This window comes from Klebsiella sp. JB_Kp004 (assembly GCF_040065795.1).
In the GTDB taxonomy this organism is placed as follows: domain Bacteria; phylum Pseudomonadota; class Gammaproteobacteria; order Enterobacterales; family Enterobacteriaceae; genus Klebsiella; species Klebsiella quasipneumoniae.
On the sequence record NZ_JBEAKW010000046.1, the window covers coordinates 74,973 to 96,275 of the forward strand.

General features: G+C 60.7%; 21 protein-coding genes and 1 pseudogene. 15 read left to right on the top strand and 7 right to left on the bottom strand.

Annotated elements, in window-relative coordinates; genetic code table 11:
* The first annotated feature begins 4 nt into the window (after positions 1-4).
* The 4 genes from ABLX76_RS20670 (at position 5) to clcB (ending at position 3,560) form a co-directional block, all read left to right on the top strand.
* Positions 5-622 (top strand): DMSO/selenate family reductase complex B subunit, encoded by a 618-nt coding sequence (locus ABLX76_RS20670; RefSeq protein ID WP_348875210.1) that lies wholly within the window; start codon positions 5-7, stop codon positions 620-622.
* A gap of 1 nt (position 623) precedes the next feature.
* Entirely contained in the window at positions 624-1,481 is an 858-nt protein-coding gene (locus tag ABLX76_RS20675; protein WP_044522798.1) for a DmsC/YnfH family molybdoenzyme membrane anchor subunit, read from the top strand.
* A 41-nt stretch (positions 1,482-1,522) separates the two neighbouring features.
* Positions 1,523-2,131 (top strand): Tat proofreading chaperone DmsD, encoded by a 609-nt coding sequence (dmsD, locus tag ABLX76_RS20680; protein WP_087776828.1) that lies wholly within the window; start codon positions 1,523-1,525, stop codon positions 2,129-2,131.
* Positions 2,132-2,264: 133 nt separating this feature from the next.
* Positions 2,265-3,560 carry a voltage-gated ClC-type chloride channel ClcB gene (gene clcB / locus ABLX76_RS20685; RefSeq protein WP_064154666.1) on the top strand — a complete coding sequence of 432 codons (1,296 nt, stop codon included), beginning with the start codon at positions 2,265-2,267 and terminating at the stop codon, positions 3,558-3,560.
* On the opposite strand, the gene bioD is transcribed toward clcB, so the two are convergent.
* The 3 genes from bioD to ABLX76_RS20700 all read right to left on the bottom strand — a co-directional run bounded on the left by bioD (position 3,513) and on the right by ABLX76_RS20700 (position 6,583).
* Positions 3,513-4,208: a dethiobiotin synthase gene (bioD, locus tag ABLX76_RS20690; RefSeq protein WP_101977533.1), complete on the bottom strand. Its 696-nt coding sequence runs from the start codon at positions 4,206-4,208 to the stop codon at positions 3,513-3,515. The two genes, clcB and bioD, sit on opposite strands and share 48 nt — an antisense overlap.
* 127 nt (positions 4,209-4,335) lie before the next feature.
* Positions 4,336-5,556 (bottom strand): sugar metabolism global transcriptional regulator Mlc, encoded by a 1,221-nt coding sequence (gene mlc / locus ABLX76_RS20695; RefSeq protein ID WP_032429145.1) that lies wholly within the window; start codon positions 5,554-5,556, stop codon positions 4,336-4,338.
* A gap of 124 nt (positions 5,557-5,680) precedes the next feature.
* On the bottom strand, positions 5,681-6,583 hold the full coding sequence (locus ABLX76_RS20700) for a LysR family transcriptional regulator (protein WP_023289546.1): 903 nt from the start codon (positions 6,581-6,583) through the stop codon (positions 5,681-5,683).
* Between the two features lie 130 nt (positions 6,584-6,713).
* On the opposite strand from ABLX76_RS20700, the gene ABLX76_RS20705 reads away from it, so the two are divergent.
* On the top strand, positions 6,714-7,964 hold the full coding sequence (locus ABLX76_RS20705; protein ID WP_348875212.1) for an MFS transporter: 1,251 nt from the start codon (positions 6,714-6,716) through the stop codon (positions 7,962-7,964).
* 30 nt (positions 7,965-7,994) lie between these two features.
* Here the strand turns inward: ABLX76_RS20705 and ABLX76_RS20710 are convergent, their stop codons facing one another.
* Complete coding sequence (locus tag ABLX76_RS20710; RefSeq protein ID WP_004206050.1) at positions 7,995-8,087, bottom strand: hypothetical protein; 93 nt, start codon at positions 8,085-8,087, stop codon at positions 7,995-7,997.
* Positions 8,088-8,314: 227 nt separating this feature from the next.
* Between ABLX76_RS20710 and ABLX76_RS20715 the strand changes: the two genes are divergently transcribed.
* From ABLX76_RS20715 to ABLX76_RS20725, 3 genes are all read left to right on the top strand, one after another.
* A complete protein-coding gene (locus tag ABLX76_RS20715) occupies positions 8,315-9,802 on the top strand; it encodes a carboxypeptidase M32 (RefSeq protein ID WP_348875214.1) in 1,488 nt (495 codons plus the stop codon).
* Between the two features lie 165 nt (positions 9,803-9,967).
* Positions 9,968-10,387 carry an acid resistance repetitive basic protein Asr gene (gene asr, locus ABLX76_RS20720; protein WP_348875215.1) on the top strand — a complete coding sequence of 140 codons (420 nt, stop codon included), beginning with the start codon at positions 9,968-9,970 and terminating at the stop codon, positions 10,385-10,387.
* Positions 10,388-11,328: 941 nt separating this feature from the next.
* A complete protein-coding gene (locus ABLX76_RS20725) occupies positions 11,329-12,141 on the top strand; it encodes a serine protease (protein ID WP_348875217.1) in 813 nt (270 codons plus the stop codon).
* Here the strand turns inward: ABLX76_RS20725 and ABLX76_RS20730 are convergent, their stop codons facing one another.
* A complete protein-coding gene (locus tag ABLX76_RS20730) occupies positions 12,142-14,298 on the bottom strand; it encodes a bifunctional diguanylate cyclase/phosphodiesterase (protein ID WP_348875219.1) in 2,157 nt (718 codons plus the stop codon).
* On the opposite strand from ABLX76_RS20730, the gene ABLX76_RS20735 reads away from it, so the two are divergent.
* Positions 14,258-14,347, top strand: coding sequence for an ArsR family transcriptional regulator (locus tag ABLX76_RS20735; protein WP_258315333.1), 90 nt, complete (start codon positions 14,258-14,260; stop codon positions 14,345-14,347). The two genes, ABLX76_RS20730 and ABLX76_RS20735, sit on opposite strands and share 41 nt — an antisense overlap.
* Positions 14,348-14,402: 55 nt before the next feature.
* Here the strand turns inward: ABLX76_RS20735 and kpnF are convergent, their stop codons facing one another.
* Complete coding sequence (gene kpnF / locus ABLX76_RS20740; RefSeq protein ID WP_023289540.1) at positions 14,403-14,732, bottom strand: multidrug efflux SMR transporter subunit KpnF; 330 nt, start codon at positions 14,730-14,732, stop codon at positions 14,403-14,405.
* A complete protein-coding gene (kpnE, locus tag ABLX76_RS20745; protein WP_023289539.1) occupies positions 14,719-15,081 on the bottom strand; it encodes a multidrug efflux SMR transporter subunit KpnE in 363 nt (120 codons plus the stop codon). Before kpnE ends, kpnF begins: the two co-directional genes overlap by 14 nt.
* Before the next feature lie 442 nt (positions 15,082-15,523).
* On the opposite strand from kpnE, the gene ABLX76_RS20750 reads away from it, so the two are divergent.
* The 6 genes and pseudogenes from ABLX76_RS20750 to mdcE all read left to right on the top strand — a co-directional run bounded on the left by ABLX76_RS20750 (position 15,524) and on the right by mdcE (position 21,232).
* Positions 15,524-16,558, top strand: coding sequence for an AI-2E family transporter (locus ABLX76_RS20750; RefSeq protein WP_023289538.1), 1,035 nt, complete (start codon positions 15,524-15,526; stop codon positions 16,556-16,558).
* 222 nt (positions 16,559-16,780) lie between these two features.
* Positions 16,781-18,436 carry a malonate decarboxylase subunit alpha gene (gene mdcA / locus ABLX76_RS20755; protein ID WP_004206060.1) on the top strand — a complete coding sequence of 552 codons (1,656 nt, stop codon included), beginning with the start codon at positions 16,781-16,783 and terminating at the stop codon, positions 18,434-18,436.
* A pseudogene (locus ABLX76_RS20760) lies at positions 18,436-19,289 on the top strand (triphosphoribosyl-dephospho-CoA synthase). The gene mdcA and the pseudogene ABLX76_RS20760 overlap by 1 nt, the downstream one beginning before the upstream one ends.
* A gap of 17 nt (positions 19,290-19,306) precedes the next feature.
* Entirely contained in the window at positions 19,307-19,606 is a 300-nt protein-coding gene (gene mdcC / locus ABLX76_RS20765; protein ID WP_023289535.1) for a malonate decarboxylase acyl carrier protein, read from the top strand.
* Entirely contained in the window at positions 19,599-20,432 is an 834-nt protein-coding gene (locus ABLX76_RS20770; RefSeq protein ID WP_032452728.1) for a biotin-independent malonate decarboxylase subunit beta, read from the top strand. The genes mdcC and ABLX76_RS20770 overlap by 8 nt, the downstream gene beginning before the upstream one ends.
* Positions 20,432-21,232 carry a biotin-independent malonate decarboxylase subunit gamma gene (gene mdcE / locus ABLX76_RS20775; protein ID WP_086076203.1) on the top strand — a complete coding sequence of 267 codons (801 nt, stop codon included), beginning with the start codon at positions 20,432-20,434 and terminating at the stop codon, positions 21,230-21,232. Before ABLX76_RS20770 ends, mdcE begins: the two co-directional genes overlap by 1 nt.
* The last annotated feature ends 71 nt before the right edge of the window (positions 21,233-21,303 follow it).

Genomic DNA, 21,303 nt, shown 5'->3' on the forward strand with positions numbered 1-21,303 from the left:
AACCATGAGCACGCAATATGGATTCTTTATCGACTCCGCTCGCTGTACCGGGTGCAAAACCTGCGAGCTGGCCTGTAAGGACTATAAGAACCTGACTCCGGAAGTCAGCTTCCGTCGCATCTATGAGTACGCCGGCGGCGACTGGCAGGAGGACAACGGCATCTGGCAGCAGAACGTGTTCGCCTATTACCTCTCCATCGCCTGTAACCACTGCGCCGATCCGGCCTGCACCAAGGTCTGCCCGAGTGGAGCGATGCACAAGCGCGAAGACGGTTTTGTGGTGGTGGATGAAGAGGTGTGCATCGGCTGCCGCTACTGTCATATGGCCTGCCCGTACGGCGCGCCGCAATACAACGCCGACAAAGGCCATATGACCAAGTGCGACGGCTGTTATCAGCGCGTCGTCGAGGGGAAAAAGCCGATCTGCGTCGAGTCCTGCCCGCTGCGGGCGCTCGATTTCGGCCCCATTGCCGAACTGCGCGCTAAGCACGGCCAGCTGGCGGCGGTGGCCCCGCTGCCCTCGGCGCACTTCACTCAGCCGAGCATCGCGATCAAACCTAACCGCAACGCCCGGCCGTGTGGCGATACCATCGGTTATCTGGCAAATCCGAAGGAGGTGTGAGATGGGAAGCGGATGGCAGGAATGGCCGCTGGTGCTGTTTACGGTACTGGGGCAATGCGTGGTCGGCGCGACCCTCGTCAGCGGTCTGGTCTGGCTGGCGCTGGCTGACCAGCGCGAAGCGCGGCAGCGGCTGGTGCGCAGCATGTTTTTTATCTGGCTGCTGATGGGGATCGGTTTTCTCGCCTCAGTGATGCATCTCGGTTCGCCGCTGCGGGCGTTTAACTCGCTGAACCGCGTCGGGGCCTCGGCGCTGAGCAACGAAATCGCCAGCGGTGCCTTGTTTTTCGTCGTGGGCGGATTCTGGTGGCTGCTGGCCGTGCTGGAAAAAATGCCGGCGGCGCTGGGTAAAGTCTGGCTGGCGATCGCCCTGCTGTTGGGGCTGGTGTTTGTGCTGGCGATGACCCGGGTTTATCAAATCGATACCGTGCCGACATGGTACACTGGCTACACCACCAGCGCCTTCTTCCTGACGGTACTCCTCAGCGGGCCGCTGTTCGCCGCCCTGCTGCTGCGAATGGCGAAAGTCGACGTTAACGTCTGGTTTATTGCCGGGCTGAGCGTGGCCGCGCTGGTCATCAGCGCCGCGATTATCGTGATGCAAAGCGCCGGGCTCGGCGCCATTCACAGCGCCGTTCAGCAGGCGGCCACCCTGCTGCCGGATTACGGCAGACTGCAGGCCTTACGTCTGATCCTGCTCGCGCTGGGACTTGGCTGCTGGCTGTGTCCGCTGATCCGCCGTCAGCCGCCGCGCGCTGCGGGGCTGTTGGCCGGTCTGCTGCTGGTCTTGATCGCGGAATGTATTGGCCGCGGCCTGTTTTATGGGCTCCATATGACCGTCGGTATGGCGGTTGCCCGTTAATGAGACGGCGCGCCGGCGCGCGCCGCAGAAAGGAATAAGTGATGATGCCGTTCCCTCACCGCGACGCTGTCGCCTTAAGCGCCCGTACCCTGGGCGCGTTGTTCTCTTATGCGCCGAATAGCCCGCAAATCGCGCCGCTGGTGGCCGCCTTCCAGGATGGCAGCTGGCAGCAACAGTGGCCCTTCCCGGTTGCCGCCCCGCTGGCATCGGGGTTTGCCGCGTCGGTTGAAGAGTCGTTGCCGGAAGCATGGCAGCGCCTGTTTATCGGACCGTGGGCCCTGCCGGCGCCGCCCTGGGGATCCGTCTGGCTGGATAAAGAGTCGGTGCTGTTCGGCGAATCCACACTGGCCCTGCGCGAATGGATGCGCGCGAACGGCATCGCACTGGACGCCGATCGCAACGAGCCGGAAGACCATTTCGGCACCCTGCTGCTGCTGGCGGCGTGGCTGTGCGAAACGGAGCAGGAGGCGCTGTTTGCCCAGCTGCTGGCCTGGCATCTGCTGCCGTGGTCCGGGCGCTTCCTGAGCGTCTTTGTCGAACATGCCACCCACCCCTTCTACCAGGCGCTGGGCCAGCTGGCGCAGGCGACCCTGGCGCAGTGGCAGGCGGGTCTGCCCCTCGCGGTGGCGGAAAAGCCGCTCTATCGCTAATCCCTTTGCCGCGCCGGGAGTCGGCGCGGTTTCCTTGATGGCTCCCCTCTCCGTGCCCCGCACTTATCGCTTTTGCATATAAGTTTATTCCCTATCACAATAAGGCCATGTTTTCCCAATCTCGCCGTGACCGATGCACCGTCTTCATCCCTATCCTGATGTGCAGGTGATGTTTCGTCGCCTGCTGATCGCCACGCTGATTGGCCTTCTCGCCGCCCTGGCGGTGGCCCTGTTTCGCCATGCCATGGTGGTGCTGGAAACGCTGTTTCTCGGTAACGACAGCGGGAGCCTGGTCAACGCCGCGCAGTCGCTGCCGGCGTGGCGACGGCTGATTACCCCGGCGCTGGGGGGACTGGCGGCAGGGGCACTTCTCTGGCTATGGCAACGACGCCGCGTTGCCCGTCCGCACGCCGCCACCGATTATATGGAAGCCCTGGAGACCGGAGACGGTTGCTTCGATACGCCGGCAAGCCTGGTGAAGTCGCTGGCCTCGCTGCTGGTGGTGGTCACCGGCAGCGCGATTGGCCGGGAAGGCGCCATGATCCTGCTGGCCGCGCTGGCGGCCTCGCTGTTCGCCCGCCGCTTCACGCCGCAGGCCGAATGGAAACTGTGGGTCGCCTGCGGCGCCGCCGCCGGGATGGCCAGCGCCTATCATGCCCCACTGGCCGGCAGCCTGTTTATCGCTGAAATTCTGTTTGGCACGCTGATGCTGGCTTCGCTTGGGCCGGTAGTGATCTCGGCAGTGATCGCCCTGCTGTTGACCCAGTTTCTCAACGGCGGCGCCGCGCCGTTGTACCATGTCGTCCTGCAGCAGGATCTCAGCGCGCTGCACTATGGCCTGATGCTCGCCACCGGACTGCTGGCCGGACTGTGCGGGCCGCTGTTTATCTGGCTGATGGAATACAGCCACCGCGGGTTCGTCAGGCTGAAACTGGCGCCGCCGTGGCAGCTGGCGCTGGGCGGTCTGATCGTCGGCGGCCTATCGCTCATCACGCCGGCGGTGTGGGGCAACGGCTACAGCGTGGTGCAAAGCTATCTGCTGCTGCCGCCGCCCGGCGCGCTGCTGGTGGCGGTATTCCTGTGCAAACTGCTGGCGGTGCTGGCCAGCAGTGGCTCCGGCGCGCCGGGCGGGGTGTTTACCCCCACGCTGTTTGTCGGCCTGGCGATGGGCATGCTATTGGCCCGCTTCAGCGGGCTGTGGCTACCGGGGGAGCAGGAGATGGCTATGATGATGGGACTGACCGGCATGGCGGCGTTTCTTGCCGCCACTACCCATGCGCCAATCATGTCGACTCTGATGATTTGTGAGATGACCGGGCAGTATGTGCTGCTGCCCGGCCTGCTGATCACCTGCGTGGTGGCGTCGGTGCTGTCGCGTACGTTACGCCGGGATTCGATCTATCGCCATCACGTTGCCGAGCATGTCTAAGTCGACGTAGCGGCTTAGCTCACGCTGTTCGGCGCGCGGCAGATACGGTAGCTCGCCAATGAGCGGCCCAGGCAGCTTTTTGCTGAGCACATCGATGATTTCGGCGTAGTGCGCCAGACCGGGGTTGATGCGGTTGGCCACCCAGCCGATCAGCGGCAGCCCGTCATTGGCGATCGCCTGGGCCGTCAGCAGCGCATGGTTGATGCACCCTTCCTGGATCCCTACCACCATCAGCACCGGGAGCTGCTCCTGTACCACCCATTCGGAGAGCGGTCGCAGGTCGTTCATCAGGCTGCGCCAGCCGCCGGTGCCTTCAACCACCACGTGTTCAACTTGCCCGGCCAGCCGCTGCAAACCATCCGACAGCAGACCGTAGTTGATCGGGCAGCTGTGCGCCACGCTGCTTTCGTCTTCGCTTAAGGCGATGGGATTGACAGCTTCATAGGGTAACGCCAGCGTGGAGACGCTCTGCAGCACCAGCGCGTCTTTATTACGCAAACCGTCCGGCGTCTCTTTGCTGCCCTTCGCCACAGGCTTGTACCCGGCCACGCTTTTGCCTCTGGCAGCAAGTGCCTGCAACAGCGCACGGGAAACCACTGTCTTCCCGACAGCAGTGTCTGTACCTGTAATAAAGAAACGCTTAAACATCACTAACCCCACAGTTTTGTCGATGAAATATACGGGAGAGAAATAATCAACAGTGGGCAAAGTCTACGTGAAGCCGCTGGGGGTCAGCTTGAGATAGCGCAATTTTTGGTGTGACTATGAAAAAATGTTAACCCTGTAACAGTCGTATGAGTAAGGATCCGTTATAGAGCGCATCCTTGACCAGCGCCGCGCCAGCCATCGTTCCGCGGTTGGAGAACTGGGTGCTTTCAACCGCGATATGCTGGCTGTAGGCCGGGAGTGATTGTTGCCGAATGCAGCTGGAAATTGCCGGAAAAAGAATGTCCGCCGCCAGGTTAAATGGCGAGCCGATCAGGATTTTCTGCGGGTTAAACAGATTGACCATGATCGCCAGAATGCGACCGACGTGATGACCGACGCCGCTGATAATGTCCCGGGCCAGCAGGTCGCCCTGCAGCGCCGCCTGGCACAGCCACTCCACGCTCAGCGGACGCTGATGCAGCAGCGAGCTCATCGACTGCGCCATCCGCATCTGCGCCAGCTCCAGCACGCTCTCCACGCTGGCGATCGTTTCCAGACAGCCATGGTTACCGCAGTAGCAGCGTTTGCCATAGGGGTCGACCTGGGTATGACCGATCTCGACGAGGCTGCTGCTGCCGGCGTGCAGCAGACGTCCGTCGGTGATAACCCCGGCGCCGACGTTATGATCGATCACCACCTGAATGACGTCCCGGGCGCCGCGCGAGGCGCCAAACAGCGATTCCGCCATGGTCCAGGCGCTAATGTCATGCTGAATATAGACCGGCACCCCGGTATGGTTGGCCAGCGTTTCGCCCAACGGGACGTCTTTGACCTCTTCATAAAACGGCATGCGATGAATAATGCCGTTTTCGGTATCAATGATACCCGGCATCGTTATGGCGATGGAGGTGAGGCGTTCCAGCTTCTTCTGGTGGCGAATAAAGAAGCGATCGATATGGTCGATGATCCGCGTCAGAAACGGCGAGCTGTCGGTAAGGGCCAGCTCCAGCTGCTCCTCCACCACCAGCTGGCTGCTTAAATCGCGCAGCGAAAGGTGGATCTCGCCGCGGCTGATGCGCACCGCCAGATAGTGCCAGGCCTCGGTTTCCACCATCAGACCCACCGCCGGGCGCCCGCGGCTGCCGGGCTCCTGAATCTCGGTCTCCTGCACCAGATGCGCTTCCAGCATCTCGCGGACAATTTTGGTGATGCTGGCGGGCGCCAGTTGCGCAAATCGGGAGAGGTCGATACGCGATACCGGGCCGAGCTGATCAATCAGGCGATAGACGGCGCCCGCATTGGTCTGCTTGATTTGATCGATATGGCCTGGTTGACTATCCGCTACCACCATTGACTCCCTTTATTTTCGCGCTTCGAAATAAACTTTCGGCTATGGTGAAGCACTTCGATGGTGAACGTCAAATTTTTGCTTAGCCTTGTGATTTACCGCACATTTCCAGCCCCTTTTTGCCTCAATTGCGCTCGTTTTTCCAGGCCAGCAGCGTGTCACGAAAGCGTTTTGCCAGCGCCCCCTGCTCATGGTGTTTCGACCACACCAGCCACATCTCCGACACCGCATCCTGTTCGTCAATCGGCAGCCAGCGCATTTCGCTGAGCTGCACGCGCTGAAAGGAGGCCGGCAGGATCGACACCCCCAGCCCGGCGGCCACCAGGCCAATAATGGTCATCGCCTCCCCCACCTCCTGGGCAATCACCGGCGTATGGCCGTAGCGGCGCAGCAGGCCAAGGATATCGTCATACAGGCCGGTACCGACGTGCGGGTCGAAAAAGACGAACGGCTCCCGCGCCAGCGCCGCCAGGCTGACCGAGGGCTGGCGGGCCAGCGGATGGTCCGCCGGGACCATCGCCAGCAGCGGCTCGCGCAGCACTCGCTGCCACGCCAGGGTGTCCGGCAGTTGGGTATTGCGCAACAGGCCGAGGTCGAGGGCTCCCTCGCTCAGCGGGACAATCTGTTCGCGGGTATTAGTCTCGCGGGTGAGAATATGCACATCCGGGTAGCGCTGACGAAACAGGGACAGCGTATCGGATACCGCCTTGATAAAAGGGGCCGAGGAGGTAAAGCCGATACGCAGTTCGCCCGTTTCCCCATGGTGCAGACGGGCGGCGCGGGCGGCCGCGTCCTCCACCTGGGCGAGAATTTGTCGGCTGTCGGCGAGAAACTGTTTCCCCGCCGCCGTCAGGCTGACGCTGCGGTTGGTGCGGGCGAACAGGCGGGCGCCGGTCTGCTGCTCGAGGATCTGAATTTGCTGGCTTAACGGCGGTTGAGAGATGTTCAGTCGCGCCGCGGCGCGGCCAAAATGCAGCTCCTCGGCGACGGCGACAAAGTAGCGCAAATGACGCAACTCGATATTCATATTTAAAACGTCTTATTTGAGATTATTAATATATTAGACAGAATATTTACATTTTCATACCCTAAAAATGTGAGCTGAATGGTCACAACACTCTGTTGGTAAGCAGCAACTTCTACCCAAGGAATTCTCTGTGAGTCGTACAACAACCGTTGACACCGTGCCGGCGGGCGAGGTCAGCGTCGCTGGTACATCCCGCCCGGATCCGTTTATTAAGCGCGGCACCCCGCAGTTTATGCGCGTCACGCTCGCGCTATTCTCCGCCGGTCTGGCCACCTTCGCCCTGCTCTACTGCGTACAGCCGATCCTGCCGGTGCTGTCGAACGAGTTCGGCGTATCGCCGGCCAGCAGCAGTATTTCTCTCTCCATTTCCACGGCGATGCTGGCGGTGGGCCTGCTGTTTACCGGCCCGCTGTCGGACGCCATAGGCCGCAAGCCGGTGATGGTCACCGCGCTGCTGCTGGCCGCCTGCTGCTCGCTGTTGTCGACCATGATGACCAGCTGGCACGGCATCCTGATTATGCGCGCCCTGATTGGCCTGTCGCTGAGCGGCGTGGCGGCGGTCGGTATGACCTACCTGAGCGAGGAGATCCACCCCAGCTTTGTGGCCTTCTCTATGGGACTCTATATCAGCGGCAACTCCATCGGCGGCATGAGCGGCCGCTTGCTCACCGGGGTCTTTACCGATTTTTTCGGCTGGCGCGTGGCGCTGGCGGTGATCAGCGGCTTCGCCCTGGCCGCGGCGATTATGTTCTGGCGAATCCTGCCCGAGTCGCGCCATTTCCGCCCGACCTCGCTGCGGCCAAAAACGCTGCTGATTAATTTCCGCCTGCACTGGCGCGATCGCGGCCTGCCGCTGCTATTCGTCGAGGGTTTCCTGCTGATGGGGGCCTTTGTCACCCTGTTTAACTACATTGGCTACCGTCTGATGATGTCGCCGTGGTCGTTAAGCCAGGCGGTGGTGGGTCTGCTGTCGGTGGCGTATCTCACCGGGACCTGGAGCTCGCCGAAAGCGGGCGCCATGACCGTACGCTATGGCCGCGGTCCGGTGATGCTCGGCTTTACCGGCGTGATGCTCTGCGGCCTGCTGATGACGCTCTTTTCTTCCCTGTGGCTTATTTTCCTCGGCATGCTGCTGTTCTCCGCCGGCTTCTTCGCCGCGCACTCCGTCGCCAGCAGCTGGATTGGCCCGCGCGCGCGCCGCGCCCGCGGTCAGGCGTCATCGCTGTATCTGTTCAGCTATTATCTTGGCTCAAGCCTGGCGGGGACATTAGGCGGGGTGTTCTGGCATCGCTACGGCTGGAACGGCGTCGGCGGATTTATCGCGCTGCTGCTCCTTGCCGCGCTGTTGACCGGCACTTGTCTGTATCGGCGACTCAAATAATCGCGCGTGACGTGGCCTGCGGGCCACGTTTCACCACATGCCCATGATAGATGACAAGCCCATCAGCTCTCTGACGGCATCAACGGACAGTAAGGCAATAAACAGCCAGGTGAACGGATTCATAAACCACCCCCGAACCTCCAGACTTGCGTTATCGATCACAGTTTAGTCACGATGCGTTACCGATTTCTGCAATACTGCTCACAGAGCCACGCTTTTTTTCCTGCTATCACGCGGCTAATGCTTTACCCCGCCCTCTGCGCGCCACGCTCGACCCGCCAGGCGTATCAGGATAGTGTAGAGGCATACCGATAATCTGTTCATTCACCTGTCACGGACCGAACGCTACTATGACTGAAAATACGCCTTATCAGCAGCTTACCCGCACCTTTCAGCGCCTGTCGCGCTTTTCGCATCTCTCCGCCATCGCCGGCTGGGATATGTTCGCCATGATGCCTCCGGGCGGTAGCGCCGCCCGCGGCGAAGCGCTGGCGGAACTCGGCGTGCTACAGCATCAGATCCTGACCGATAAAAAAGTGGGCCAATGGCTGCAGGCGGCCCGCCAGCAGGATCTCAACGACCTCGAACAGGCCAACCTGCGGGAAATGCAGCGCCAGTACGCTCAGGCGGCGCTGCTGCCGGAGAGCCTGGTGGAGGCCAAATCGCTGGCCGGTAGCCGTTGCGAACATGCCTGGCGCAGTCAGCGGCCGGCTAATGACTGGGCTGGCTTTGCCGATAATTTGCGCGAGGTGGTCAGGCTGAGCCGCGAGGAAGCGCAGATCCGCGCCGACGCCCGGGGCGGCTCACGCTATGACGCGCTGCTGGATATTTTCGAACCGGATATGACCAGCGCCCGGCTGGACAGCCTGTTTGCCGATCTCAAGTCCTGGCTGCCTTCCCTGCTGCGACAAGCGGTCGATAAGCAGGCGACGCGAACCTTGATCGCCCCGCAGGGGCCGTTCCCGATCCCTGAGCAGCGCGAACTGGGTCTGCAGGCGATGCGCATCCTCGGCTTTGACTTTGACGGCGGGCGTCTGGACATCAGCGCCCACCCGTTTTGCGGCGGCGTCCCTCAGGATGTGCGCATCACCACCCGCTACAACGAAAACGACCTGCTCAGCGCTCTGTTCGGCGTGATCCACGAGACCGGCCACGCCCGCTATGAGCAGAATCTGCCTCGCCCGTGGGTCGACCAGCCGGTAGGACTGGCCCGCTCTACTGCTATCCATGAGTCGCAGAGCCTGTTCTTCGAAATGCAGCTGGGACGCAGCGAGCGCTTCCTGAAACGCCTGCTGCCGGCGGTGCGCGAACGCTTTGGCGATCGGCCGGCCTTTAGCGAGGAGAATTTCATCGCCTGGAACCAGCGGGTGAAACCAGGCTTTATTCGCGTTGATGCCGATGAGGTCAGCTATCCGGCGCATGTGATCCTGCGCTATGAAATTGAACGCGCGCTGATCGACGGCGAGATAGAGGTGGAAGATATTCCGTCGCTGTGGGATGAGAAAATGCAGCACTGGCTGGGACTGTCGACCACCGGCAACTACCGGGACGGCTGTATGCAGGATATTCACTGGACCGACGGCGGCTTCGGCTACTTCCCTTCCTACACGCTGGGGGCGATGTATGCCGCGCAGCTGATGGCCGCCGCCCGTCGCGCGCTGCCAACGTTAGACCGCGATATCGCGGAAGGGAATTTCAGCGCCCTGTTTGACTGGCTGCGGCAGAATATCTGGCAGCATGGCAGCCGCTTCACCACCTCGCAGCTGATCCAACAGGCCACCGGCGAGGATCTTAACAGCCGCTACTTCCGCGACCACCTTTCCGCCCGCTATCTGTGATCGTCCGCGCCGGGCTGCCCGGCGCGTCCTTCCACTCCCCGCCTTGTACATTCGGTTACACGCCGATACCAAACACTCACGGAAAGCCCGAAAAGACAAGCATATAGTGATTTCACCGGCCCCGCAGTGGGGTTGAAATTAAGAAAACTTTTCGAGGATATCAGAATGAAAAAAGTATTAGCTCTGGTCGTTGCCGCTGCTATGGGTCTCTCTTCCGCCGCTTTCGCTGCTGACGCAGTAAGCACCACTCACGCGCCAGCTGCTACCCACAGCACTGCTGCCAAGACCACCCATCACAAAAAACACCATAAAGCCGCGGCCAAACCAGCTGCAGAGCAGAAAGCTCAGGCTGCCAAAAAACACAAGAAAGCAGAAGCTAAACCAGCCGCTGCCCAGAAAGCCCAGGCCGCTAAAAAACACAAAAAAGCAGAAGCCAAACCCGCCGCTCCGCAGAAAGCCCAGGCCGCGAAAAAGCACCACAAAGCTGCCGCTAAACCGGTAGCCCAGAAAGCTCAGGCAGCGAAAAAACACCACAAAACCACCAAACACCAGGCCGCTAAACCTGCTGCACAGCCGGCAGCCTAATTCCTCCCGGTGAACCAACCTTCTTAAATAATCGGCGCTGCTTCAGCGCCGTTTTTTCTGGAGAGCACTATGCTGCGGCGTTATCGTTTTGAGCTCATCCTGATCCTGTTAATCATTTGCGCAGTGGTTGCGACCCGCTTTTTCCTCTATTAATCATTTCGCCTTTCTCTCCCGTTTTGCCGCCTGGCTCAGACTTCCCGCAAGGTGAATGTCGTGCAAATATTGTTGCCCACCCTTATCACTCTCTTTACCCTGCCGCTGCCAGCGGCGCAAATCATGCCCGGCGCCCGAAGACGCCAGACACGTTAGCAATAAACCATCGCGCGCCTGGCCCCCACACGGCGGCCAGACTCATCACAACGCACGTACCGCTTCCATCACCAGATAGCCGGTTGCGCCCCAGATGGCCACCGAGACCAGGGAAACATAGACCAGTGCGCGAATACCTTTTTTAGACATATACCCTCCGAACGCCGGGGAAATAGAATTCAGGCTATCATCGCCGGTATTACCTCTCTATTTACTCAACGGCCGGGTGACGGTAACAACGTTTTCGGTGAGAAAATGTTTCGCATTGAAAATAATTACGTGAGGCGTAAAGAAGTGCGAATTCTGGTGAAGTTCTGGCGGGTAAAAGTATTATTTTTGCGCATTATGCTGCCAAACCAGGAATAACCTCAAAGAGGTATTGCTGCATTATTCGCCAATTTCAGTACGTTCTGATACACGAATGTGCTTGCGCCAGACCGTGCTTTCTGCGGAAATAGCAGCAGAAGGTTAATGGTATTAACCGATTGAAATCAGAAGGTTTTACCCGCGCCAGAGCCCGTCGCGCGCAGATGAGACATGCCGTTTGGCCTGATTAGAATTATTGTTTACTTTCAAAAACTTAAATCTCCTGCTACTGTCAATAGACATCATAGCCTCCCCCAGAGAGTGATATGCGTAGAGACGTTCTGTTATTACTGTGTTCATTTTATCTGTTACCTCTGGGCGCACATGCCGAAGATAGCGGACTGAGCGCCAAAGATATTAAGACGTTGTTTTTCGGCCACGATGAGCGTAAAGCGGTGAGCCGCCCGGAGGAGAGTCCGTGGGACGCGATTGGCCAGCTGGAGACCGCCAGCGGCAATCTGTGCACGGCGACGCTCATCTCCCCCAACCTGGCGCTGACCGCGGGCCACTGCCTGTTAACGCCCCCGCGCGGCAAGCCGGACAAAGCGGTCGCTCTGCGCTTTATTTCCCGCAAGGGTAACTGGGTGTATGAGATCCACGGCATTGCCGGACGCGTGGATCCCGGGTTAGGCAAGCGTCTGAAAGCCGACGGTGACGGCTGGATCGTTCCCTCCGCCGCGGCGCCCTCGGATTTTGGCCTGATCGTGCTGCGCTATGCTCCCTCGGGCATCACGCCGATCCCGCTCTTCCCCGGCAGTAAGGCCGATTTAACCGCCGCGCTGAAGGCGGCGGACCGGAAAGTGACCCAGTCAGGTTATCCTGAAGATCATCTGGACAATCTTTACAGCCATCAGGATTGCATCGTCACCGGCTGGGCGCAAAACAGCGTCCTGTCGCACCAGTGTGACACCCTGCCCGGCGACAGCGGCTCGCCGCTGCTGCTGAAAACCGCGGACGGCTGGCAAGTGATCGCCGTGCAAAGTTCGGCTCCCGGCCCGCAGGATCGCTGGCGGGCGGACAACCGCGCCATCGCGGTGACCGGCTTTCGCGATAAGCTGGAGGCGCTGGCCGGAGAGTAATTACCCTTGCTGCTGACGCCGCTGCAGCAGGTCGGCGATCGGCATCGGTTTACTGAAGTAAAAGCCCTGTAGCCGGTCGCAACCGGCCCGCCGCAGCAGCGCCAGCTGTTGCGGATCTTCAACCCCCTCCGCCACGACCGTCATCCCCAGCGCGCGGGCGATGCGCACCGTGCCGCGCACCATCTCCGCCGCCTGCGCATCGCAATCCACCCGCCCGGCGAGGGATTTGTCAATCTTCAGGCTGTCAAAGCGAAAGCGGCGTAAATAGCCGATGCTGGAGTAACCGGTGCCAAAATCGTCCAGCGCCACGGCGATGCCCTGGGCCTTCAGATTCTCCACCACCGCCTGCGAACGTTCCGGATTTTCCAGCACATAACTCTCCGTCACCTCCACCTGCAGGCGCGACGGCGGAAAGCGGCAGGCAGCGACCGTTTCCATCACCCGGCGTTCAAACGCCGGATCGCGAAATTGCGCCGGCGAGATGTTCACCGACAGCAGCAGATCGCCCACCGGCTGCAGGTCGCTGCAGGCGCGTTGCAGGACGAACTGGCCGAGGGTGTCAATCAGGCCGCTACTCTCGGCAATGGCGATAAACGCATCCGGCGCCAGCGCACCCTGCGGGCGACGCGGCCAGCGCAGCAGCGCTTCAACGCCGGTCATCGCCAGCGTATCGGCATCGACCACCGGCTGATACCAGACCTCAAATTCATCCTGCTCCAGCCCCTGACGGATGCCATTCTCAATCATCAGCTGATGACGTCGCACGGCATCCAGCGCATCGTCATACCAGGCCGTCCGCCCCTTGCCGCTCTTCTTGGCGTGGTACATGGCGATATCCGCCCGGCGAAACAGTTCGGTACTGGAGCATTCCGCCGGAGTACCGCTGGCGATGCCGATGCTGGCGCCGATATAAATTGTGCGTTTGCTCAGCGCCACCGGCGCTTTAAGCAGCTCCAGCGCCGCCCAGGCGAACGCCGCGGCCCGGTCGATCGCCTGTTCGCCGCTCACCGCCATGGCGAACTCATCCCCGCCCATTCTTGCCAGCATGGCCCCCGCCGGCACCCGTTTTTGCAGCGCGCTGGCGATATGGCGGATCAGAGTGTCGCCCACATCGTGGCCATAGTTATCATTCACATCCTTAAAACCGTCCAGATCGATAAACACCACGCACTGCATATCGTGCTTACTCGTGTCGCACACCTGGCTGAGCCGCAGCAGCAGCGCACGCCGGTTGGGCAGGCGGCTAAGCCAGTCAATCAGGGCGATCTCCCGCGCCTGACGTTCGCCGCGGGCCAGCTTATACATGCCGAGGCTGCTGAACAGAATAAACAGCAGGATCAGGCTGGCGGCCACCCCGGCGATCAACCGCATACTGCCTGACGAGGCCAGGGCCGCTTCGGCGCCGGGCAGGCGCGGCTGCCACGCCAGATAGCCCAGAACCTCGCCTCCCTGCGTGCGCAGCGGGATCCGGTGTTCGCCTGGGCCGTCGCTGAGATGCAGATGGCTTATCTGGAAGGTGTCGCCTAAACGCTCCAGCAGCTGAGGGCTGATGTGCCGGGTAATGACCAGATAGCGTCGGGTCTCGTCAGCCACCTGCAGCCGGCCGCTCGTCGGCCGTATCAGGCCGATGCCGACGAAAGCGATCCCGGCCTCGGTACGTGTGATGCCGGCGAAGGCGTTTCTCCCCTCGCGCAGAGCCTGTGCATGATAGCGGATCAGGCTGGTCAGCCCGGCGCCGAGAAATGAGAGGTCTGCCCGGGGCATAACCTGACTCTGAAAGGCGCCCCACAGGATGTGATAATGTTCATCAAGGACAAAGGTGCCGTCATACAGATTATTGATTTTGAAGCCGGATCCCCAGGAGTCGTACAGCCATTTTTGATCCAGGCTGGGAGCGTAAGTCTGGGTCACCGCATCGTCCCAGATGGCATTGTCCAGCACCAGCGACAGCACCCGGTTGACCGAGGTCTGCACCGCCCCTTCCACCGACAGGACCGAGCGCTGTTGGTCAATTTCATTGGATTTGCTGGCAATGAGGTGTTGCGAGAGGTAAAGCAGGGAGATCACCGACGCGGTGAGGCCGAGCCCGGCGAGAAAAATCATTATTGACAACGTCCTGGCGGAAGGAATTTTCCGCCAGCCGAAAGCTGTGAGCATGCGCAGTCCTCATCGTCACCGGGCACAATACCTGCGGGGCCGGTCTTGAGTAAGCATACTACAGCGAACCCGTTTTGCCGCCTGGCTTTGCAGGCGGCGCGACGTCAGGCGAGTTTAATTAACACCATGCCGGCAACCAGCAGGATGACTCCCGCCCAGCCTTTGTTATTCAGGCGCTGGCCAAACAGCACCCAGCCGGCGGCGATGGTCGCCGCGATACCGAAGCCGCCCCACAGCGCATAGGCGACCGACAGATCGATGCCTTTCACCGCCTGCGACAGGGCGCTGAACGCGCCCAGCACCGCCGCCAGCGACAGAATGCCATAGACCTTGCGGCGGAAACCGTCGGAAAACTTCAAAAAGACGTTGGCAATAATTTCCAGAACAATGGCGATAGCCAGCCAGATGGCGTGGATCCACTCAAACTGCTGCATGAGCCACCTCCTGCTTCGACGACGCTTTTTTCTGGGTGCCGGACTTAATTAAGACGATCCCCACCACCAGGGTGGTCAGACCGGCTATTTTCAGCAGCGACAGGCTTTCATCAAACAACAGTACGCTGAACAGGGTGATCAGCAAAATACCAATCCCTTCCCATAACGCGTAGGCCACGCCGAGGGCAATTTTTTTAACCGCAAAGGCGAGAAAAATATATGACAGGGCAATCATGGCCAGCATTAAAATAAATCCGGTATGCCCACCGCTAATGCTTGCCCATTTCATCGACAAGGTGCCGGTAATTTCAGCAATAATCGCTAAAGCTAATAAAATCCAATAAAACATGATCCCTTCTCCTGCTTGAGAATATAATCCATTACCGTTTACGCGACGCGTAAACAGGAAAATTTCTGACGTAGATTTCGCTGTGCGCTTGGCGCCAGCTCAGGCAGAAAGAAGGTGACTATAGCGCCGAATGCCAGTGCTGTTCGCCGGCAAAACGGGAAAAAGTGAGGGATACTGCGGGGTGATTTAAAATATACATCCTGAACTGATTGTCCATAAAATTACAATTATCCGCGGTGTTGCTTCTCGTCCGGTGCGGATGAAAATTGTCCTCAGTAGTTAAACACAGGTACATTTGTAGCATAGTGCTACATTTTATTCAAAGACTTTGCAATTCTTTACGCCGCGGTTTTGCTGCAATGCGTTTTTTCTGAAAAAAAACGTCATTATGCTAATGTAACGCAACCTGTTAACAGGCAAGGAAGATTGAGGACGGGATCCTATGGCTAAACCTATTATTACACTTAACGGATTAAAGATGGTCATCATGCTGGGCATGCTGGTGATCATCCTGACCGGCATTCGCTTTGCGGCAGACATTATTGTCCCGTTTATACTCGCGCTTTTTCTGGCGGTGATTATTAATCCGCTGGTCCAGCTGCTGGTCCGCTGCCGGGTGCCACGCGTGCTGGCGATCTCATTGCTGATCGGCCTTATCGTCATGTTAGCCGTTGTGCTGCTGGCCTCGCTGGGGACTTCGCTTAACGAGCTGGCGCGCACCCTGCCGCAGTACCGCAACTATCTCTACGAACCGATGCAAACCATCGCTCCCTGGCTGCAGCGCCTGGGCTTTACCGTCTCGGTGGTGGAGCTAAACAAATACATCGACCCCAACGCCGTGATGACCCTGGTCACCGGTCTGCTCACTCAGCTGTCGAACGCCATGTCCTCGATTTTTCTGCTGCTGCTGACGGTGGTGTTTATGCTGCTGGAGGTTCCGCAACTGCCCGCCAAACTGCAGCAGCTGATGTCCCGCCCGGTAGAAGGCATGGGGGCCATTCAGCGCGCCATCGACAGCGTGTCGCATTATCTGGTGCTGAAGACCGCGATTAGCCTGGTCACCGGGCTGGTGGTCTGGGGCATGCTGGTTCTGCTGGACGTGCGTTTCGCCTTTATGTGGGGGCTGCTGGCCTTCGCGCTGAACTATATTCCCAATATTGGCTCCGTGCTGGCGGCCATCCCGCCGATCCTGCAGGTCCTGGTATTCGGCGGCCTGTACGAGGCGCTGGTGGTGCTGGCCGGCTATCTGATCGTTAACCTGGTGTTCGGCAATATTCTCGAACCGCGGATCATGGGGCGCGGCCTGGGACTCTCCACCCTGGTGGTATTCCTGTCGTTGATCTTCTGGGGCTGGCTGCTGGGTCCGGTCGGTATGCTCCTGTCGGTGCCGTTGACGATCATCGTCAAAATCGCCCTCGAGCAGACCAGCGGCGGCCAGAGCATCGCATTCTTATTAAGTGATGTGAGCAAAGAGTAACCCTTCCCCGGGCCGGCGACTGGCCGGCCCCCCCTCTCCCTGACACCTGTGGTAGACCACTACGCCTTTCGTATTATTGATCCTCATCACAAAGGGCCAATCACAATTGTTACTCTCAGGCTAACGATTGGCCGCCGTGCTTAATTGATGCTCCGCGCCTCGCATCGCACACTAACCTCCACCAGGACAAACAAAACGATTTGTCGAATCAGGAGGTTAATAATGAATGCCGAACAAACGACGGGGCGGGTCTGGAACCGTCGCCGGACGGAAAAGCAGCGGCGGCTGGCCGAGGCCAACATCCCCGGCAAAGTCATCCCCACTGACCAGCTGGTCAGCGTACTGGAAAACCTGCTCGCCCCCGGCGACCGGGTGGTGCTGGAAGGCAACAACCAGAAGCAGGCCGATTTCCTCTCCCGCATGCTGGCGGAAGTCAATCCGCAGAAAATCCACGATCTGCATATGATCATGCCGAGCGTCGGGCGCAGCGAGCATCTGGACCTGTTTGAAAAAGGTATCGCCCGCAAACTCGATTTCTCCTTCTCCGGTACCCAAAGCCTGCGCATTTCGCAGCTGCTGGAAGATGGCCTGCTGGAAATCGGCGCCATTCATACCTATATCGAACTCTACTCCCGCCTGTACGTCGATCTGTCGCCCAACGTCGCGCTGATCGCCGGCTACAAAGCCGACCGTAAAGGTAACCTGTATACCGGGCCGAGTACCGAAGATACCCCGGCGCTGGTGGAAGCCGCCGCCTTCCACGACGGTATTGTTATCGCCCAGGTTAACGAACTGGTGGACGACGAGTGCGATCTGCCCCGCGTCGATATTCCCGGCTCGTGGATTGATTACGTGGTGGTCGCCGACAAGCCGTTCTTTATTGAACCGCTGTTCACCCGCGACCCGCGCCTGATTAAGCAAGAACACATTCTGATGGCGATGATGGCGATCAAGGGCATCTACGCCGAGCATCAGGTGCAGTCCCTCAACCACGGGATCGGCTTCAACACCGCCGCCATCGAACTGCTGCTGCCGACTTACGGCGAACAGCTCGGTCTGAAAGGCAAAATCTGTAAACACTGGACCCTGAACCCGCATCCGACGCTGATCCCGGCGATCGAGAGCGGCTGGGTGGAGAGCGTGCACTGCTTCGGCGGCGAGCTGGGGATGGAAGAGTACATCCGCGCCCGTCCGGATATCTTCTTTACCGGCCCGGACGGCTCCATGCGCTCCAACCGCGCCTTCTGCCAGCTGGCGGGGCAGTACGCGGTGGATATGTTTATCGGTTCGACCCTGCAGGTTGATGGTCTGGCTAACTCCTCGACCGTCACCCGCGGCCGCCTTTCCGGCTTCGGCGGCGCGCCGAACATGGGCCACGATCCGCACGGCCGCCGCCATGCCACCCCTGCCTGGCTCAATATGATCACCGAGCCGGACCCAATGCAGCGCGGTAAAAAACTGGTAGTGCAGATGGTCGAAACCTTTCAGGCCGGGGTGAAGCCGACCTTTGTTGAGACCCTCGACGCGGTCGACGTCGCCAAAACCTCCGGCATGCCGCTGGCGCCGGTGATGATTTACGGCGATGACGTCACCCACGTGCTGACCGAAGAGGGTATCGCCTACCTGTATCGTGCGGAAAGCCTGGAAGAGCGCCGGGCGATGGTCGCCGCCGTCGCCGGGATCACCGACATCGGTCTCGGAGTGGACGCGAAACGCGTGGCTGCCCTGCGTCAGAGCGGCAAAGTGGTCTACCCGGAAGATCTCGGCATTCGCCGCAGCGAGGCCACCCGTTCGCTGCTGGCCGCCGGCAGCGTCGCCGACCTGGTGGAATGGTCCGACGGACTGTACAACCCACCGGCAAAATTCCGGAGCTGGTAATGAAAATTCTCTCCCCCCTGCACGCAGAAAGCCGCGTCAGCTGGCTGGCGGATACCGCCAGCGCCTGTCTGATTGACGAAGCCCGTCTGAGCCCGAAACCGGGTCTGGTCGACAGCCGCGGCAGCGGCGCGCATCAGGACCTCACGCTGGCGCTGATGGAACGCTCCGCCCGCAGCCTGCAGCCGACCTTCCACGCGCTGGCCCAGCAAAGCTGGCGCCGCCCGGCAGATATCGCGCTGCGCGAAACCGTCGGCCGCCTCGGCCGGGAAGGCGAAGCGCAGATGATGCAGGCCACCGGCGGGGTCAACACCCACCGCGGCGCCATCTGGGCGCTGGGGCTGCTGGTCAGCGCGGTAGCGATGTTGGGGGGAGCGGGTCATTCACAGGCGATCGCCGACACCGCCGCCGCCCTCGCCCGCCTGCCCGACGGCCTGGCGCCGAAAAGCTTCAGTAAAGGGCTACGCGCCAGCCGCCGCTGGCAGGTGCCGGGCGCGCGCGAAGAGGCGCAGCGCGGTTTCCCGCATATCACCACCCTGGCGCTGCCGCAGTTACAGCAAAGCCGCGCCCGTGGCGCCAGCGAGCCGCAGGCGCAACTTGACGCGCTGATGGCCATCATGACCTCGCTGAGCGATACCTGCGTGCTGTCGCGCGCCGGCTTGACCGGCCTGCAGACCATGCAGCAGGGCGCCCGCGCGGTGCTGGCGGCCGGCGGGTGCGCCAGCGTCGCCGGACGCGCCCCCCCCCCGCCGCCCTGGCGCGGCTTGACGCGCAGATGCTGGCGCACAACGCCTCGCCGGGCGGCGCCGCCGATCTCCTTGCCGCCACCCTGTTTCTCGACCGGGTTGCCGGCTAACGCATTCAGAGGATGTTATGGAACAGATTACATTGTCATTTCCTGCCAGCCGCGCCCTCCGCGGCCGAGCGCTGGCAGGGGTTGTAGGTTCAGGCGATATGGAAGTGCTCTATACCGCCGCCGGAAGCGATACGCTCAGCGTGCAAATTACCACCTCGGTGGATAACAGCCAGGCGCGCTGGCAGGCGCTGTTCGACCGGCTGAGCCTGATTAACGGCCTGCCCGCCGGGCAGTTGGTTATTCACGACTTCGGCGCCACGCCGGGCGTCGCCCGTATTCGTATTGAACAAGTCTTTGAGGAGGCCGCTCATGCGTAACGATCGCAGCTTTATCGAACTGCGCGCTCGCGAACGCGCCCACGCTCTGCTGGACGACGGCAGCTACCGTGAACTGCTGGATCCGTTTGACGGCATTATGTCGCCGTGGCTCGGCGCGCAGGGCATTGTCCCGCAGTCCGACGACGGTATGGTGGTCGCCAAAGGCACTATCAACGGCCAGCCGGCGGTGGTGATTGCCATCGAAGGCACCTTCCAGGGCGGCAGTATGGGCGAAGTCTCCGGCGCCAAAATGGCCGCCGCGCTGGAGCTGGCGGCGGAGGATAACCGCAACGGTATCCCGACGCAGGCGGTGCTGTGCCTGGAAACCGGCGGCGTCCGGCTACAGGAGGCCAACCTTGGCCTGGCCGCCATCGCCGATATTCACGCCGCGATTGTCGATCTGCGCCGCTACACCCCGGTAGTCGGCATCATCGCTGGCACCGTCGGCTGCTTCGGCGGCATGTCCATCGCCGCCGCGCTGTGCAGCTATCTCATCGTCACCCGAGAAGCCCGTCTCGGCCTCAACGGCCCGCAGGTTATCGAGCAGGAAGCCGGCATTGAAGAGTACGACTCGCGTAACCGGCCGTTTATCTGGAGCATGACCGGCGGCGAAATTCGCGCCGCCAGCGGCCTGGTCGACGCGCTGGTTAACGATGGCGTCAAGGCCGTCAAAACCGCGATGAACGAAGCGATCGCCAAAGGCGTACCGGCGCAGCACCGCAGCGACAATTATGACGACTATCTGCGCCGTTTGAGCCAGTTCGACACCCGCCAGCAGGCGGATACCGCGCAGATTAAACAGCTTTTTGCCCGGGAGGAAAAATAATGAGTCAGTTCCCAAACCGCGCCGCGCTATGGCTGAACAAACTGGCGCCCGAGGCGCCGCTGATGAGCGGCCTGTGCCCTTCCGTGCAGGTGGCAGACGGCCAGCTTAATGGCGAAAAGGTGCGTTTTATTGCCGTGGTACCGGATGCTAATAACCACTACCCGCGCGCCGCCGGTGGCGAAGTCGGCCTGCTGGAAGGCTGGACGCTGGCGAAAGTGGTCAACGAAACCCTCGACGCCGATGCCGATAAAACGGTAAAGCGCCCGATTATCGCGGTTATCGATGTCCCCAGCCAGGCCTATGGCCGTCGCGAAGAAGCCTTTGGTATTCACCAGGCGCTGGCCGGAGCGGCAGGCGCCTACGCCAAAGCCCGTCTGGCCGGCCATCCGGTGATTGGCCTGATCGTCGGCAAAGCGATGTCCGGGGCGTTTCTGGCCCACGGCTACCAGGCCAACCGTCTGATCGCCTTTAACGACAGCGGCGTACTGGTCCACGCGATGGGTAAAGCGTCGGCCGCGCGCATTACCCTGCGCAGCGTGGAGGCGCTGGAGAAACTGGCGGCGACCATCCCGCCGATGGCCTATGACGTCAGCAACTACGCCACGCTCGGCCTGCTCTCCGCTCTGCTTGACATCAGCCATCCGGACGCCCCTGACGACCACGATCTGGCGCTGGTCAGCCACACCCTGCGCGACGCCATCGCTGACGCGCGCCAGGATCCCTCGCTGAAGTGCCGCCTGGGTGCGGAAAACCGCCGCAGCTCGCAGCGGGTCCGCGACCTGATGCGCGCCAGCTGGTAACACGTTCGTACGTAAGTAGTAGAAGAAAACCTGCCGGAAGCCGTCCCCCGGAGCGCGTAATAACCGCGCCG

Coding starts and splice junctions, on each gene's coding strand:
- ABLX76_RS20670 (WP_348875210.1), top strand. CDS start 5: ATGAGCACGCAATATGGATTCTTTATCGACTCCGCTCGCTGTACCGGG.
- ABLX76_RS20675 (WP_044522798.1), top strand. CDS start 624: ATGGGAAGCGGATGGCAGGAATGGCCGCTGGTGCTGTTTACGGTACTG.
- dmsD (WP_087776828.1), top strand. CDS start 1,523: ATGATGCCGTTCCCTCACCGCGACGCTGTCGCCTTAAGCGCCCGTACC.
- clcB (WP_064154666.1), top strand. CDS start 2,265: ATGCACCGTCTTCATCCCTATCCTGATGTGCAGGTGATGTTTCGTCGC.
- bioD (WP_101977533.1), bottom strand. CDS start 4,208: ATGTTTAAGCGTTTCTTTATTACAGGTACAGACACTGCTGTCGGGAAG.
- ABLX76_RS20700 (WP_023289546.1), bottom strand. CDS start 6,583: ATGAATATCGAGTTGCGTCATTTGCGCTACTTTGTCGCCGTCGCCGAG.
- ABLX76_RS20710 (WP_004206050.1), bottom strand. CDS start 8,087: ATGAATCCGTTCACCTGGCTGTTTATTGCCTTACTGTCCGTTGATGCC.
- ABLX76_RS20715 (WP_348875214.1), top strand. CDS start 8,315: ATGACTGAAAATACGCCTTATCAGCAGCTTACCCGCACCTTTCAGCGC.
- asr (WP_348875215.1), top strand. CDS start 9,968: ATGAAAAAAGTATTAGCTCTGGTCGTTGCCGCTGCTATGGGTCTCTCT.
- ABLX76_RS20725 (WP_348875217.1), top strand. CDS start 11,329: ATGCGTAGAGACGTTCTGTTATTACTGTGTTCATTTTATCTGTTACCT.
- ABLX76_RS20730 (WP_348875219.1), bottom strand. CDS start 14,298: ATGCTCACAGCTTTCGGCTGGCGGAAAATTCCTTCCGCCAGGACGTTG.
- kpnF (WP_023289540.1), bottom strand. CDS start 14,732: ATGCAGCAGTTTGAGTGGATCCACGCCATCTGGCTGGCTATCGCCATT.
- kpnE (WP_023289539.1), bottom strand. CDS start 15,081: ATGTTTTATTGGATTTTATTAGCTTTAGCGATTATTGCTGAAATTACC.
- ABLX76_RS20750 (WP_023289538.1), top strand. CDS start 15,524: ATGGCTAAACCTATTATTACACTTAACGGATTAAAGATGGTCATCATG.
- mdcA (WP_004206060.1), top strand. CDS start 16,781: ATGAATGCCGAACAAACGACGGGGCGGGTCTGGAACCGTCGCCGGACG.
- mdcC (WP_023289535.1), top strand. CDS start 19,307: ATGGAACAGATTACATTGTCATTTCCTGCCAGCCGCGCCCTCCGCGGC.
- ABLX76_RS20770 (WP_032452728.1), top strand. CDS start 19,599: ATGCGTAACGATCGCAGCTTTATCGAACTGCGCGCTCGCGAACGCGCC.
- mdcE (WP_086076203.1), top strand. CDS start 20,432: ATGAGTCAGTTCCCAAACCGCGCCGCGCTATGGCTGAACAAACTGGCG.